The following is a 13,905-nucleotide window of genomic DNA, read 5'->3' on the forward strand; positions in this document are numbered from 1 at the left end:
CAGGGGCGGGGTGCACGATTCGTATCGCTTCGGGTTATCGGGTGATGCACAGGCCTCGGGAGGCGAGCAGGGTGGGAAGGTTGCGAAGCTGACGTCGGTTGCAGTCTCGGGCCCGCTCGGGCAGCGCCTCCCAGGGAACCAGGTAGGGCGACTGCTTGGCGGCTGTGTCCTTTGTCGGAGACAGTGTCCAGCCGGCGGCAATTCGCTCTGCAAGCCAGCGTCGGTGCTCCAGAACCGCCAGACATTCCACCTCGCTGGGGGAGAGCCTGTCCACACGCTGGTCTGGGTAGCAGGTGCCGATGGGAGAGATTCGGTATCCCAGGATCTTCAACATGTCGGGAATGCTCTGGATACGCTGGATGCCCGACATGCGCAGGTCGACGGGTTGGTCGTCGTAGGTTTTGAATTCGGGGGAGCCGCCCAGCTCCGTCTGGCCGGAAAGATACACGTCGTAGGAGGACCGGGCCAAGTCTGTGATGATGTCCTCGTGGACGGTTCCGCCGTCCATCGTTAACAGGTCCACGGATTCGACGGCCAGGGGGCGGGCGACGTGCGGACCGTAGACGGCGCAGACCAGCGTGTTCCAGACGAGCTGCTCTTTGTAGATCAGCCACGGGGGCAGAACGGTTCCGTAGCCGTCGGCTTCATAATCGGGATTCATGGCGCGTTGGGCGCGAATGATTTGGAGCAGGTCGCCTACCGGCATGTCCTGCCAGCGGGATTCCATGTCGTCAGCCGAGATTTCCCGCTCGTATCCGTCCAGGGCCTCGCGGAACGAGTCTACGAAATAGCCTCGGGCGGATTCTGCATACCCCACGCGTTTGAAGCAGGCGTCCAGCTCGGACACGACGAGCAGCATGATGTCGGCATTGTCGTACCAGCCGCCGGCTACCATGGGGATGCGGTCCTGCAGACACCACGCCGGCAGGATGTCGAAAAGGGCGTCCAGCGGATTTCCGCCTTCGAGGGTCTGGTAGATTCGGGCCTCGGCCTCCACGTCGGCAACCAATCGCACGATGTCCGCCGCCTGTTCGGCGGGCTTGTATCCGGCAATCTCCAATGCGCAGGTCCGAAACTCTGGAACGGGACCTTTCCCGCCGTTCTTCCCATCGGCGCCGCGGCGGTTGTTGACCGCGAAGGGTGGGCAGAAGCGTCCGAAAGTGGCAGTGACGTCCTCGGGGTCGAGGGTGTTCAGGCGCAGGGTGTGGCTGTTCCACACGGCGATGCTCTTCAGACAGGCACGGGCGTCGCAGGCGTCGGGAAACGTCGAGACGATGCGATCCTCATAGGCCGCCAGCCAGTAATTCGCGTTGAACAGCATGCGGTCCACGGCGCTTTGGGTGCCCCTTGCAAGGCCTTGCCTGTCGTCGGATGCGACGGCTCCGTTGTCGGCGGAGGCGCCTTCGGTGGCGAAGACGTAGGCCTGATAGGCGGCGATGATGGTTTTCAGGACCTCGATGGGTTTAAGCGGGTTGCCGGCGGATGCACGTTTGCGCTCCTCGGCGCGAAGGGCCTCGCGGGCGGCGTCTGCAGCGGTTGGCGGCAGAGGCTTTCGTTTCGTCATCGTCGGCTCCTTTGGTCGGCTTGGTCTGCTTGCCTATGATACGCCTGTGCCAGGCCTTGCCATTGGGCAATGCGCGGGCCGTGGCGCGGACGCGTCATTTCGTCTGGGCCAGGATGCTGCAGGCCAACTCCACGAGCTGGTTGCGGCTGTAGTAGGGCATGGTGAAAACCCCGAGGGCGTCTTCGGCATATATTTCGGTTTCGTCGGCGGATACCGCTATGCCGCAGTAGATTTCGCTTTCGACGGTGAGCCGGCCGTCTTCGATGCGGAGGACATAGAGCGTGGGGAAGTCGTCTGACGCGTCGGCATCGGGGTTGTATGTGGAGGCGAACACGCGGGTTGCATCGCTTGAGAACCTTGCCGTATGCAGGGCCGGCAAAGTCTCTTCGCAGGTTGCCACGGCATTGCCTTGCGGGTCGAGCAGCATGCAGCACCCTGATTCGTCCTGCGCGAATACGCCTATGCCATCAGGGGATTCGACGGCGATCCGAGCTCTGTCGGGCATGGTGTCCAGAGCTGCATCTTGCGTAAGCTGCAGGGCTTCGGCGGCTACGGTCTGTGCGTCGTCTGCGCAGGGCGTTCTTTCGAGCACGTTCCATTGCAAGTCGGTGCGCCATACGGAGATGAGCGACGGGTTGTCAGCGGAACGGCCTATGTGCAGGAACGGCGTGCGGGTGCCGCCGACATAGCTCAGGCCGTTGCCCGCGCTGTCCAGACGAAGGCCTGAATCAAGGTCCATGATAGAGTCGAACCCTTCGGGGGCAAGAGGCTGGCGGATGAGGGTTTTTCCGTCTGCCAACGTGATAAGCAACGCTCCGACAATCGGTTCCTGGTCGCTCCAGATGAAATCGACCTGCACTATGGGCGCTTCAAAGTCGGTTGTGTAAAGGACGGAGCCGTCGGTGCGATCGATGGCGACAAGCGAGGTGCCTGCTCCTGCAATCAGGGCACCCTCGCCTAGATTGGCGATGCCGTAAACGCGAGGTATGCCGTAGTCGAGTGCCGTATCTCCCGACGTGCCGACGGTGCGCCCCGACGATTCGCCGTCGAACTGCCAGATCAGATTCATGTCGGCGTCGAAGGCCTGGATCGCGTAGGGCGTGGCAAGCGATCTGGCAAGCGCGTCTGCATCGTAGGAGGTCACAAAGCAGATGTCATCTGCAACAACAAGGGATGACGCATTCGGATGGGCGAGGGCTGCGGCATGCATGCAGGTGTCGTCGGCGGCCGCCATGTCGATGTAAGCGACGGTATCGCCGGCTGCGACGAAAACGTCGGAGGCTAAGGTGCCGAAACCCATGAGCACAGGTTCGGTTCCGGAGGCGTGGTTCGCGCTGATGGTTGCAGAGGGGTCGTCAAGTCCCGGATTGGGAAGGGTTTTGGTCCCGATGCCGTGCGAAGAGGCCGTGTCTACGACGCCGACGTTCAGGTCCTCGCCGTCCAGCCCGACAAAGCCCAAGCTCTTTCCGTCCGCTGAGACGGTCTGGCCGAAGGTTGCGACGTTCTCGACGTTCCACACGAGGTGCCCGGATGTCGTGTCAAAGCAGGCGAACACGCCGGGGTGCCCGGTGCCCATGCAATAGAGCACATCGCCCCAAGCGGCAAGGCGCAGCAGTTCGGGGGTCTGCTCGAAGGGCGTATCGCCGGGTAAGTCGCAGGTGGCGCGCAATGCACCGGTTGCTGCATCGTAGATGTTGATCTCGGCCCGGTCGTCGATGGTTGCAAACCAGGTGTATTCGGGATTGACGGTCCAGGACACAATAGGACGTTTATGCTCGAGCGTGTAGCAGGGCGACCACCACATGTCGGATTGAGGGTAGGCGCCGACAGCCTGCTCCAAGGCGCGTTGCGCTTCGGGGGTGAGGGCATCCGGGTCGTCGGAAACTGTGGCCAGGATGGCGTCGAGCGCCCCGTATCGGTCGCCGGAGGCGAGCAACACGTCGGCGTCTGCTGCCGCATGGCGCGACTGTTCAAGCCGGGTTTCGACCTGACTGGCTTCGATCTGGGCGTTCTTGGCGTGGGTGTAGAATCCGGTCGCCGTTGCGGCTATGGCGAAGGCGGCGACGATGCCTGCGACTCTGCGGATCTTTCGGACTCGTTCGCGCTGGCGCAGGTCGTCGAAGCCGCAGCCCACGATGCCTGCGATAAGTCGGAGGGCTTCCTGCCTGAAGGGCAGGTTCGTTGCGGGGCGGAAGTCGGCGGCCACATGGCTTGTTGCCCGAAGCCCGAACGACCCGTCGGCGTCTTTCGCCAGGATGTGGGACAGCGCCGGCGGAATTCCTTCTTTGGAGGCACCGTCTGCCAACGCGAGGAATATGCGCTCGCGGCCGTGGTAGGTCGCGAATTCGACGACCTCGCGGTTCACCCATGCGCTTTCCGGAGTCTTAGGCGAACAGACGACGATGAGCGTCCGGGAGCGCCGCAGGGCGTTGGAAATGCGCGTCGGCAGCTCGCCTGAGGCGGGCAGTTCGTCCTGGTCGCGGAAGACGCGTCCGAGTTTGCGGCTGGCGGCGGGGGAGTTCACGCCGCGGGGCAACCGATAGGCCTCGATGGCGGATTGGATGCGTTTTGCCAGGTCGGTGTCGCGATCAACATGGCGGTAGCTGATGAACGCCACGTATTCGTACTCGTCGTAGGAAGGTGCGAAGGGCTGCTGAGCTCCGCAGTGCGGGCAGAATGCGGCGTAATCCGCAATCTCGCTGCCGCAGGCGACGCATCCCATGACCGTTTCCTTTCACTATTCGAACGAACTCATACTACCATGGGTGGCAAAACAGGTGGTGGCGAGCGAAGGGCGCGCGCCCCTCGCATTGGGCAATGGTACGGAATCGCAGGAGTTATAGTTCAAACAGAAGGATTGATTGCCGAATAAGAGGCTAGTAGTGGAACAGCTCTTCGAAGGCGACGTCCAATCCATCAGCGATGCGCATGAGCGTGCTTATGGTTGGATTTGCCGTGCCGGATTCGATTCGGTTAAGGGTGACTCGGTCGAGTTCGAGCACTAATGCCAGGCGGCGTTGGGACATGCCCTTTTCCTCACGGAGCTTGGCTATGCGCACTCCGAGCTTTCGTTTGGATTCGATATGTTCGACAAATTTTTCGGTCATATGACAAGCCTACGCGCCGTGTTTGGTTTGACGGTAGGATATAACCAACCGTTTCCACCAATATCAAAGACCTCTCTGTAGGCGGAGCCGTGAAGGGCAAATGCGAATCACTGTGCCATGCTGAATCTAATCGTATTGTCTTGCCCCAATAGCAATCGATTTGATTCGGCAGAAACTAGCGACCTTTAATCAATTTGGCTTAATGCCAAAGGGGATGTCGCCTCCTTCGCGGTCTGCCTGATGTATCATGCATGGTAGGATAAACCCTACCAAACGGAGGAGAATGTAGGGAAGGTAGTTCGATGTATTTCATCTATGGAGAGAAGGATTCAGCGACGGCCGATCTTTGTAGCAGGCTGTTTGCAGGGAGGTGTGATCGGTTTCAAATAGACGCATTTCTGCGTAGTGGGGCAGATCCAAATGGGCATGTGATGTATTCGCAAAGTGAAATGCCTGCATACTCGAAACAGATAATCTCCCCTTTGGGTATCGCTTGTCTGATGGGGGATTATGAATGTGCTGCCGCTTTGATAGAACGAGGGGCTCGGTGCTGGGACTTCCAAGTGGGGTTGGTGGGCGAGGCGGCGAGAGGAGGAAACGCGCGTATTGTTGACCTGCTCGTGCGAAACGGCGCCAGCGTCGACGGAGAGAACGGCTCTTACCAGAACCCTCCTTTGGTCAGGCTGAGCTGCACGCCGCTTGATGATTGGAGGATGGCGGAATGTCTGCTAAAGCATGGTGCCTACCCTGACATTATGGCTCAAAACGGAGTATTCCCTTTGTATTGTGCCGCCCAGATAGGCAACGTTCAGATGATGAAGTCTCTACTGGAGTACGGTGCGCGAATCAACATGACCACGCCAAGGGGCAATACTGCATTGATGAATGCATGCGATGAAGGAGAGACTCAGGCTGTGAAGCTTCTGTTGGACGAAGGCGCTGATGCCAGCCTGAGAAATGCCATGGGTAAGACATGCATGGATTTTGCTCGTCAGAACGGTTATGGCTGGATTGTACAACTTCTAAATGATTACGGAGTGCGATGGTAGTGTTACTGGAAAGGGGTTCTTCATGGGAAGCGTAACGGGTGTTTATCCAAAAAGCCGGATGGATGATTACTCATGGGATGAACTGGCGCGAATCGCTAGGGTGATGTCTGCCGCTGGTGGCAAGTGGCGGGGAATCGAGGTTGCGAAAGAGTACAACTTGTGTACACCGAGCGGCTCGCTTAATGGTGCTCAGAAAAAGACCTTGAGGTTAAAAAACGGCCTGTGTACGGATGCCGTGATTATCGGTCTTATGCACGATAAACGTGCGTATTCTGACGACCTTGCAGGCATCTCCTTCCAGACCGTTAATTGCGTAACGTTTGTTCCCATGAACAGTTATGGAGGCAATAGGTACGGTTGGCAAGGGTCTGATTTGAGGCATTGGCTCAACTCTGAATTTCTACGTTTCCTGCCCGACGACTTATCAAGAAGTATCATCCCTGTCGAAAAACGGACCAACAACAAAGGGAAGACGAATGGTTCAAGTGATGTAACGGAAACGAATGATCAGATCTGGGTTCCGTCTCTTGTGGAGCTTGTAGGGCTGCTGGATAGGGACAGCTTTCTTGACCATGCCCGTTTTACTGCAGACATCTACAACGCAGAAGGAAAGCAATATGAGCTATACAAATACTACGATGTTGTCTTCGGGGGAGGCTGTAGCGAGATAAGCAAAGAATGGTGTTGGTGGGAACGGAGTTGCTTGCCGACGTACGACGATCTGTGGTGGGTTGTGAACAAGATGGGATTCGTCGACCGGTCGAGGGACCCTGCGTCAAATGGCGGCGTTGCTCCGTGTTTTTGTTTGTGATGCAGATAGGAGGACAGTGGAGATGAGACCCGAGCATCGATTCGAATTCGACACGATCATGTGTCTGCAGCATGGTCTGTACGATGAATTTGAGAGCCGTCTTCAATATTGCAAGCAAGGGGTGTTCTGCAATTTCGACCAGACATTCGAAAACGACCTTGATGGTTTGAACTTCATTACATGTGCGGCCGAGATTAACAGCTGTGAAGGCATTCTCCGCTTGGTTAAATATGGGGTGGATGTGGATATGCCTAACATCTATGGGCAGACCCCGTTGTTTGTGGCTTTGGAATGCGGGCATATTGAGGCGGCCGAACTGCTTATATCGTTGGGAGCCGACCTTCGCCATAAAGATGTTGATGGATACGGTGTTGGAGAGCATTTGGTGATGGGGTTCAAACGAAATCCCAGCATGCGCCAATGGATCGATGACCTGATGGCGAATTGATTATTAATAATTCGGCAGTGACAAATCGAGCATGGTGCCGAATGCATTCAACCGTTTGGAGGGACGATGATTGTCAACAGCGATATTGTGAGGCTTGGGTTTGCCGATTTCGATCGGCGGCAATTCATTATTGATGACATAAATAGAACCAGCGAAGATCTGAAAGCTTCAGCATACATGAAAGGAGAGCTCGACTATGATGAGTGGAATCCTTTTATGGCGGAAGACCCGTCTTACCGATATGCGCCGATAACGGAGTTCGACAGACGGGTCATCAAGAACTACTACCTGCTCTTCAGTGCGCTGAACTTTGATTCCCTGCATGCTGAGAAGGCGTTGAGCTTAGGGGCCGACCCCAATGTGCAGTGCCTTGTTGGAGGAAGGCGCTACTATCCACTCATAGCAGCTGCCACTTCCGGCGATTCTGAAACGGTCAAGGTTCTTGTGGAGAACGGTGCCGACGTGAATATCCAACAGTTAAACGGCGAATGCGCTGTGGCCTTGGCATCTTCGTTCGATCATTACGACATGGCGAGGTACCTTCTGGAGCATGGCGCTAACCCCAATTTGGAAGCTCGAGGAGGAATAACCGCTCTTGCGGTTGCCGAAAACTCCAACATGGTAAAGCTGCTTTTGGCTTATGGCGCCGACCCCAACATTCCTGATTCGGATGGCGATTTGCCCATAGTCGCAAGAATCGACAATGACGATTTCTTATCGGCGGGTGTTCTGGTGCAAGCAGGAACAGATTTAGATTGGAAAAACCACATGGGAGAGAGCGCTCGTGAGCGAGCCATCCGCGTTGGTAGTGATCTCATGCGTCGTGTAATGGGTTGTGATTAGGCATAAAACTGTCCTGCTGGCTTAGGAGGGGGCGAAAGGCTACCCCGGTCATTGCCCAATGGGTCGGCAGCATTGGCCGTATATTCTAATCGTCCCAGATGAGACCACAACCGAGGGGAGGACACGATGGCAAGGCGAGGTTATTCCGGCGGAAGCGGACGCAGCGGCTACAGCGGAGGCGGCTTCACGAACTCCCGCACGGGTTCGTATGTGTCGTCGGCCCGGGCGCACCAGCACGTCGGCCAGAGCTTCGGCGGATACACGAAAGCAAAAAGCTCGTCGACAGGCAACTACTATATGGCGCCGAGCAAAGGCAAAAAGTAGCGAATTCGAACGACGCGGGCCCCGTTTGCGCAAGCAGGCGGGGCTTCGTCATCTAGAGTTCGCATAGGCCCAGGGCTCAGGGGGACAAACGGAGGCTAGCATCGGGCTTTGCCGCCGTTCGTTTCCGAGCAGTCCAAATCGGGTGCCTGCGCCTGGGCTGGGCGGTGGGACAGCAGGCGCGTGAGCAGATGCCGAGTTTTTACTGGTGGGTCATATGTGGCGCAGAAAGCAATGCGGTCGGCTGGTATGATCGGGCGCCGTCTTTCGGGGGCGGTACGGCGAAAGCAGTTTGGGAGGTGGATATGGAACGTGCGCATGAGGCATCTTCGACGGTCTGGGCATTCGATATGAACGGAGAAGGTGCCGAAGAGGAGATTCATTATAGGATAGACGGCGGGATTCTCTATATTGGCGGGCAGGATATGGCAGGATCCCAAGTTGCGACGGCCAAAGAGCTGGGCGGGCGGCCTGTCGGTATGCCGTGGTGCTATAACAAACGTATTGTCGAGGCGTGCATCGTCCAGCCAATTTCTCCCGTCGGGCGTTTCGATTTCGCAGGCATGTCCAAGCTTCGGGCCATCCATGGTTTGGAGCTGCTGGACACGTCCCGCATTACCGATATGGCCGGCATGTTCTCGGACTGCGAATCGCTCGCCGCCTTGGATCTGACGCGCTTCGATACATACAATGTTACAAACATGATGCATATGTTCAGCGGTTGCGAATCCCTCGAATCACTGGATTTGACGTCGTTCAACACTGCCCGCGTCACGAATATGCAGTCCATGTTCGAAAACTGCGTCTCGCTCAGGTCCGTCGACCTCTCGACTTTCGATACCTTTGCCGTAACAACCATGGAAAGCATGTTCGCAGGGTGCGAATCAGTCGGGGCATTGGACCTTTCATCCTTCGACACCACCCGCGTTTCCACTATGAAATACATGTTCAGCCGTTGTTCGCGGTTGGCTTCCGTCGATCTGGCGTCATTCGACACGTCCGTCGTGACGGATATGCAAGGCATGTTCGAGGAGTGCTCGTCGCTTACATCCCTCGACCTCTCGTCTTTCGACGTCTCCCGGGTGAAGGATCTGTCTTACATGTTCGGCCTGTGTACGTCGCTCGAATCCGTCGACCTGCGCGCCTTTGTCACATCGGCGGCCGAAAGCATGCTGGGAATGTTCCTCGGCTGCTATTCCCTTACATCCCTCGACCTGTCCTCTTTCGACACGTCTCGAGTCACATCCATGTGGTGCATGTTCCTTGGCTGCTTGTCCCTCCGGTCCGTGGACGTGTCGTCGTTCGACACGGCTTGTGTGAGCGACATGGCGATGATGTTCCAAAACTGCCTGGAGCTTGAGTCTTTGGACCTCTCGTCGTTCGACACAACCCAGGTCACCAGGATGGTCGGCATGTTTATGGTGTGCAGGTCGCTTGCGTCTTTGGATGTGTCGTCCTTCGACGTTTCCAACGTTGCCGATATGTCCTACATGTTCTCCCATTGCGACTCTCTCGATTTCGAGCAGCTGCCGCAATGGGCGCGCCCGTAGGCCTCGGGACGGTAGACGTTTTGCGTGCAGAAAGAAAGCGCCACCGGCGGATCCGATGGCGCTTCTCATTCGTGTGGTGCGGCGGTGCCTATGCCAGCAGCGACTCCACGGTTGCAAGCTTCGCGCTGCAGCAGAAGACCTCGAGGGCCTGTTCCAGCTCCTCCAGCGGAGGCAGGGTGGGGGCGATGCGGATGTTGCGGTCCAGCGGATCCTTGCCGTAAGGCCAGGTTGCGCCTGCGCCGGTCATCACGACGCCGGCCTCCTTGGCCAGCTGCACCGTGCGCTGGGCAGTGTTGGGCGCGCCGTCGAAGCTGATGAAGTACCCGCCGTTGGGCGTGCTCCAGGTGGCGCCGGTTTCGCCGAGCTCCGCTGCCAGCGTGTTCACGACCAGCTCGAACTTCGGGCGGATGATTGCGGCATGCTTCTTCATGTGCTCGTCCAGCCCTGCGCGGTCTTTCAAGAACTTCACATGGCGAAGCTGGTTCAGCTTGTCGTAGCCCACGGTTTCGGTGCCGATGCGCTTGCGGATCACGGCGATGTTGTCTGCGCTGGCGGCGACGGCTGCGATGCCGGCTCCGGGCAAAGTCACCTTCGACGTGCTGGCGAACTTGAAGTAGCGGTCCGGATTGCCGGCGGCGACGCAGGTGCGGGCGATGTCCAGCACGCGTTCGCGGCGTTCGGTCTCGTCGTACAGGTCATGCACGCAGTAGGCGTTGTCCCAGAAGATGCGGAAATCCTTGGCGGCAACGGGCATGCTCGCCAGGCGCTTCACGACCTCATCGGAATACGTCGTGCCCGTGGGGTTGGAGTACTGGGGGACGCACCAGATGCCCTTGACTGCCGGGTCGGCCACCAGCTCTTCGACCTTGTCCATGTCGGGGCCGTCGGCTCTCAGCTCGATGGGAATTAGCTCCATGCCAAGCGTTTCGCAAATGCGGAAGTGGCGGTCGTAGCCAGGGGAGGGGCACAGCCATTTGATGGTGCCCTGGTCCTTCCAGGCGGGCTCGCCGGAATAACCGTACAGGACTCCGCCTGCAACCAAGTCGTACATGATGTTCAGGCTGGAGTTTCCGAAGACGCAGACGTTGGCGGGGTCGTGGTCCATCATCTCGGCCATAAAGGTTTTTGCTTCTGGAATGCCGTCCAAGACGCCGTAGTTGCAGCAGTCGGTGCCGTCGGAGGCGATCAGGTCCCCGTCGGATGTAACGCAGTCCAGCATGGGCAGGCTCAGCTTCAGCTGCTCGCCGCCAGGCTTGCCGCGGGCCATGTTCAACTTCAGATTGCGGGCCTTCAGCTCGCCGTACGCCTCTTCCAGCTCCGCCTTAAGCGCCAAGAGCTCTTCGTGTGCCAAGTCTGCGTATGCCATCTTCTCTCCTTTATATAGTTAAGCAAGGCAAATCGAAGCCTTCTATCAACCAGATAACTTTACCGCAATGCAGCGAGCTTGTGCGCGGCGTTCGCCAGGTGGATGCAATTCTCATCCATGCAAGCGGAAGCGCAGCACGGACCATCTGTCCCGATTCAGCAGTAAACGGTTGTGAAAAACGAAAAATAGGATGTGGGGAATTTATCGACGAAATTGTGGCATAATGCCCGAAAGTAGCATTGGAGAAAGCGATAAGGCCAGCTCAACCGCAGAAATGTGGAGATGTGAAGATGGATACGCCCGAGGGCGTGTCGGCTGTTGACAGGGTGGGGTGGCTAGCGTATTATTCATTCGCTCGCTGTTCGAGTCGTCGAAATGCGAGCAGGCAGCTTGACAAGTACACATAGTATCGAGCACTTTTCAAAACTGGGCGTGTGCCCGAGTGGTTAAAGGGGACGGGCTGTAAACCCGTTGCTTCGGCTACCTAGGTTCGAATCCTAGCGCGCCCACCAGTTTTGCCCGTGTAGCTCAGTCGGTAGAGCACATCGTTGGTAACGATGAGGTCACCGGTTCAAGTCCGGTCGCGGGCTCCAGTTGTTTTTTTGCTGGCAGCCTCCAATCGGGGGGTGCTTGCGATACATATGGCGGTGTAGCTCAGTTGGTTAGAGCGCACGGTTCATACCCGTGTTGCCACTGGTTCGAGTCCAGTCACCGCTACCATTTAGATAGAACATGCGCCTCGAAAGAGGCGCATGTGCGATATCAAGACCTTTGGTCTTCCGACCCAACCTTTTAGAGGAGGAACAATGGCAAAAGAGAAGTTTGAGCGTTCTAAGCCGCATGTTAACATCGGCACCATCGGTCACGTTGACCATGGCAAAACGACGCTGACTGCCGCCATTTCCAAGACCCTGTCCATGAACGACGGATCTCATGGTACTGCTCATGCAGACTTCACTGCCTTCGAAGACATCGACAAGGCTCCTGAAGAGCGCGAGCGCGGCATCACCATCTCCATTGCTCACATCGAGTACGAAACCGACAAGCGTCACTACGCTCACGTTGACTGCCCCGGCCATGCTGACTACGTCAAGAACATGATCACCGGTGCTGCTCAGATGGACGGCGCTATCCTGGTTATCGCCGCAACCGACGGCCCCATGGCCCAGACCCGCGAGCACATCCTGCTCGCCCGTCAGGTCGGCGTTCCCTACATCATCGTCTTCCTGAACAAGTGCGACATGGTTGACGACGACGAGCTCATCGAGCTCGTCGAGATGGAAACTCGTGAGCTCCTCACCGAGTACGAGTTCCCCGGAGACGACCTGCCCATCATCAAGGGCTCCGCTCTGAAGGCTCTCGAAGAGGATCCCGAGTGGGTTGCCCCCATCTGGGAGCTCATGGACGCCGTTGACGAGTACATCCCCACTCCCGAGCGCGACGTCGACAAGCCGTTCCTGATGGCTGTCGAGGACACCATGACCATCACCGGCCGTGGTACCGTTGCAACCGGCCGTGTCGAGCGTGGTGTTCTGCACCTCAACGACCCGCTGGAGATCGTCGGCATCAAGGAAACTCAGACCACCGTCTGCACCGGCATCGAGATGTTCCGCAAGCTGCTTGACGAAGCTCAGGCTGGCGACAACATCGGCTGCCTGCTCCGTGGCATCAAGCGCGAGAACATCGAGCGCGGCCAGGTTCTGTGCAAGCCCGGTACCGTGACCCCGCACACCGAGTTCGAAGGCCAGGTCTACATCCTGACCAAGGAAGAAGGCGGCCGTCACACCCCGTTCTTCAACAACTATCGTCCGCAGTTCTACTTCCGCACCACGGACATCACCGGCTCCGTCAAGCTGCCCGATGGCGTCGAGATGGTTATGCCTGGCGACAATGTCACCATCGTTGGCGAGCTGATTCACCCCATCGCTATGGAAGAGGGCCTGAAGTTCGCTATCCGCGAGGGTGGCCGCACGGTCGGTTCCGGCCGCGTCACCAAGATCATCAAGTAACTTTGCTGATCTGACTTCGATTTGAAGCTGGGCCCGATTCGTCGGGCCCAGCTTATGAAGTGCTTAGAAATGTGTGTGCTGTCATGAGGCTATACGCTATTAACTAAAGGAGATTTCATGCGCACGTTGGTCACCCTGGCATGCACTGAGTGCAAGCGCCGCAATTACACGACCAAAAAGAACAAGCAGAACAATCCCGAGCGCATCGAGATGAAGAAATACTGCAAATGGTGCAAGACGCACACGTTGCACAAGGAAACTCGATAGACTAAGGAAAACACGCCAGTAGCTCCAATGGTAGAGCGGCGGTCTCCAAAACCGCATGTTGTGGGTTCGAGTCCTACCTGGCGTGCCAGCTTGTTCAAGCAGCTTGCGTGTAAGCTGCTTGTTTTGGGTTTAAGGATATACGCTTTTTGGAGGCGCTTCGGCGCTTTTCCAACGCTTAAGGATAGGGTATGGCGAAGAAGTCTAAAACACAGAGGGCCAAGCATTCCGCTGCACGTCAGGCTCGCAAGGCAGAAGCCGCCTTGCAGGTAACTGACGAGGGCGCTGCTTCCGAGGATTCTGCGAAGGCCAAGGCTGCGATCGAAAAGAAGTCGGATAAGAAGGCCGAAGCCAAGAAGGCAGAAACCAAGAAGCCGAAGAAGGAACGCTTCAAGTTCCTCAAGGACGTGAGTGCTGAAATGAAGCGCGTCACGTGGCCGAGCCGTCCCGAGGTCATTCGTTGGAGTGGCGTCGTGGTCGGTGCTTTGCTGTTCTTCGGCGTCTTTGTTGCCGTTCTCGACAACCTGATCGTCACGCCCTTGATCGTCGCTCTTTCGAATCTGGGGGCGTAAA

The 13,905-nt window shown here is 57.4% G+C and carries 13 protein-coding genes and 4 tRNA genes; 13 read left to right on the forward strand and 4 right to left on the reverse strand.

Annotated features, from left to right (window positions below; all coding sequences use genetic code 11):
• Window positions 1-34 precede the first annotated feature (34 nt).
• The 3 genes from SHEL_RS14235 to SHEL_RS04180 all read right to left on the reverse strand — a co-directional run bounded on the left by SHEL_RS14235 (window position 35) and on the right by SHEL_RS04180 (window position 4,671).
• A complete protein-coding gene (locus SHEL_RS14235; RefSeq protein WP_012798007.1) occupies window positions 35-1,564 on the reverse strand; it encodes a RyR domain-containing protein in 1,530 nt (509 codons plus the stop codon).
• Between the two features lie 94 nt (window positions 1,565-1,658).
• The gene (locus SHEL_RS04175; protein ID WP_012798008.1) at window positions 1,659-4,286 is read right to left on the reverse strand and encodes a TIR domain-containing protein; all 2,628 of its coding nucleotides are present in this window, start codon (window positions 4,284-4,286) and stop codon (window positions 1,659-1,661) included.
• 154 nt (window positions 4,287-4,440) lie between these two features.
• The gene (locus SHEL_RS04180) at window positions 4,441-4,671 is read right to left on the reverse strand and encodes a helix-turn-helix transcriptional regulator (RefSeq protein WP_012798009.1); all 231 of its coding nucleotides are present in this window, start codon (window positions 4,669-4,671) and stop codon (window positions 4,441-4,443) included.
• Window positions 4,672-4,973: 302 nt separating this feature from the next.
• Between SHEL_RS04180 and SHEL_RS14240 the strand changes: the two genes are divergently transcribed.
• The 6 genes from SHEL_RS14240 (at window position 4,974) to SHEL_RS04210 (ending at window position 9,693) form a co-directional block, all read left to right on the forward strand.
• Complete coding sequence (locus SHEL_RS14240) at window positions 4,974-5,720, forward strand: ankyrin repeat domain-containing protein (RefSeq protein ID WP_012798010.1); 747 nt, start codon at window positions 4,974-4,976, stop codon at window positions 5,718-5,720.
• Window positions 5,721-5,742: 22 nt separating this feature from the next.
• A complete protein-coding gene (locus SHEL_RS04190) occupies window positions 5,743-6,531 on the forward strand; it encodes a DUF6273 domain-containing protein (RefSeq protein WP_012798011.1) in 789 nt (262 codons plus the stop codon).
• A gap of 22 nt (window positions 6,532-6,553) precedes the next feature.
• The gene (locus tag SHEL_RS04195; RefSeq protein ID WP_012798012.1) at window positions 6,554-6,979 is read left to right on the forward strand and encodes an ankyrin repeat domain-containing protein; all 426 of its coding nucleotides are present in this window, start codon (window positions 6,554-6,556) and stop codon (window positions 6,977-6,979) included.
• A gap of 66 nt (window positions 6,980-7,045) precedes the next feature.
• Entirely contained in the window at window positions 7,046-7,822 is a 777-nt protein-coding gene (locus SHEL_RS04200) for an ankyrin repeat domain-containing protein (protein WP_012798013.1), read from the forward strand.
• Between the two features lie 126 nt (window positions 7,823-7,948).
• Window positions 7,949-8,146: a hypothetical protein gene (locus tag SHEL_RS04205; protein WP_012798014.1), complete on the forward strand. Its 198-nt coding sequence runs from the start codon at window positions 7,949-7,951 to the stop codon at window positions 8,144-8,146.
• Window positions 8,147-8,448: 302 nt separating this feature from the next.
• Window positions 8,449-9,693 (forward strand): BspA family leucine-rich repeat surface protein, encoded by a 1,245-nt coding sequence (locus SHEL_RS04210; RefSeq protein ID WP_012798015.1) that lies wholly within the window; start codon window positions 8,449-8,451, stop codon window positions 9,691-9,693.
• Window positions 9,694-9,781: 88 nt separating this feature from the next.
• On the opposite strand, the gene SHEL_RS04215 is transcribed toward SHEL_RS04210, so the two are convergent.
• The gene (locus SHEL_RS04215) at window positions 9,782-11,059 is read right to left on the reverse strand and encodes an aspartate aminotransferase type Ic (protein WP_012798016.1); all 1,278 of its coding nucleotides are present in this window, start codon (window positions 11,057-11,059) and stop codon (window positions 9,782-9,784) included.
• A gap of 428 nt (window positions 11,060-11,487) precedes the next feature.
• On the opposite strand from SHEL_RS04215, the gene SHEL_RS04220 reads away from it, so the two are divergent.
• The 7 genes from SHEL_RS04220 (at window position 11,488) to secE (ending at window position 13,904) form a co-directional block, all read left to right on the forward strand.
• Window positions 11,488-11,571, forward strand: a tRNA-Tyr gene (locus SHEL_RS04220).
• Between the two features lie 5 nt (window positions 11,572-11,576).
• A tRNA-Thr gene (locus SHEL_RS04225) sits at window positions 11,577-11,652 on the forward strand.
• A 50-nt stretch (window positions 11,653-11,702) separates the two neighbouring features.
• Window positions 11,703-11,779 (forward strand) — tRNA-Met (locus tag SHEL_RS04230).
• An 86-nt stretch (window positions 11,780-11,865) separates the two neighbouring features.
• Window positions 11,866-13,068, forward strand: a complete 1,203-nt coding sequence (gene tuf / locus SHEL_RS04235; protein ID WP_012798017.1) for an elongation factor Tu — start codon at window positions 11,866-11,868, stop codon at window positions 13,066-13,068.
• Window positions 13,069-13,185: 117 nt separating this feature from the next.
• Window positions 13,186-13,335 carry a 50S ribosomal protein L33 gene (rpmG, locus tag SHEL_RS04240; protein WP_012798018.1) on the forward strand — a complete coding sequence of 50 codons (150 nt, stop codon included), beginning with the start codon at window positions 13,186-13,188 and terminating at the stop codon, window positions 13,333-13,335.
• Window positions 13,336-13,347: 12 nt separating this feature from the next.
• A tRNA-Trp gene (locus SHEL_RS04245) sits at window positions 13,348-13,423 on the forward strand.
• 100 nt (window positions 13,424-13,523) lie between these two features.
• Entirely contained in the window at window positions 13,524-13,904 is a 381-nt protein-coding gene (secE, locus tag SHEL_RS04250) for a preprotein translocase subunit SecE (RefSeq protein WP_012798019.1), read from the forward strand.
• Window position 13,905: the final 1 nt, after the last annotated feature.

Source organism: Slackia heliotrinireducens DSM 20476 (genome assembly GCF_000023885.1).
Taxonomy (GTDB): Bacteria; Actinomycetota; Coriobacteriia; order Coriobacteriales; family Eggerthellaceae; genus Slackia; species Slackia heliotrinireducens.

Excerpts from the sequence above, each read along its gene's own strand:
- SHEL_RS14235 (WP_012798007.1), bottom strand. The coding sequence starts at position 1,564 with ATGACGAAACGAAAGCCTCTGCCGCCAACCGCTGCAGACGCCGCCCGC.
- SHEL_RS04175 (WP_012798008.1), bottom strand. The coding sequence starts at position 4,286 with ATGGGATGCGTCGCCTGCGGCAGCGAGATTGCGGATTACGCCGCATTC.
- SHEL_RS04180 (WP_012798009.1), bottom strand. The coding sequence starts at position 4,671 with ATGACCGAAAAATTTGTCGAACATATCGAATCCAAACGAAAGCTCGGA.
- SHEL_RS14240 (WP_012798010.1), top strand. The coding sequence starts at position 4,974 with ATGTATTTCATCTATGGAGAGAAGGATTCAGCGACGGCCGATCTTTGT.
- SHEL_RS04190 (WP_012798011.1), top strand. The coding sequence starts at position 5,743 with ATGGGAAGCGTAACGGGTGTTTATCCAAAAAGCCGGATGGATGATTAC.
- SHEL_RS04195 (WP_012798012.1), top strand. The coding sequence starts at position 6,554 with ATGAGACCCGAGCATCGATTCGAATTCGACACGATCATGTGTCTGCAG.
- SHEL_RS04200 (WP_012798013.1), top strand. The coding sequence starts at position 7,046 with ATGATTGTCAACAGCGATATTGTGAGGCTTGGGTTTGCCGATTTCGAT.
- SHEL_RS04205 (WP_012798014.1), top strand. The coding sequence starts at position 7,949 with ATGGCAAGGCGAGGTTATTCCGGCGGAAGCGGACGCAGCGGCTACAGC.
- SHEL_RS04210 (WP_012798015.1), top strand. The coding sequence starts at position 8,449 with ATGGAACGTGCGCATGAGGCATCTTCGACGGTCTGGGCATTCGATATG.
- SHEL_RS04215 (WP_012798016.1), bottom strand. The coding sequence starts at position 11,059 with ATGGCATACGCAGACTTGGCACACGAAGAGCTCTTGGCGCTTAAGGCG.
- tuf (WP_012798017.1), top strand. The coding sequence starts at position 11,866 with ATGGCAAAAGAGAAGTTTGAGCGTTCTAAGCCGCATGTTAACATCGGC.
- rpmG (WP_012798018.1), top strand. The coding sequence starts at position 13,186 with ATGCGCACGTTGGTCACCCTGGCATGCACTGAGTGCAAGCGCCGCAAT.
- secE (WP_012798019.1), top strand. The coding sequence starts at position 13,524 with ATGGCGAAGAAGTCTAAAACACAGAGGGCCAAGCATTCCGCTGCACGT.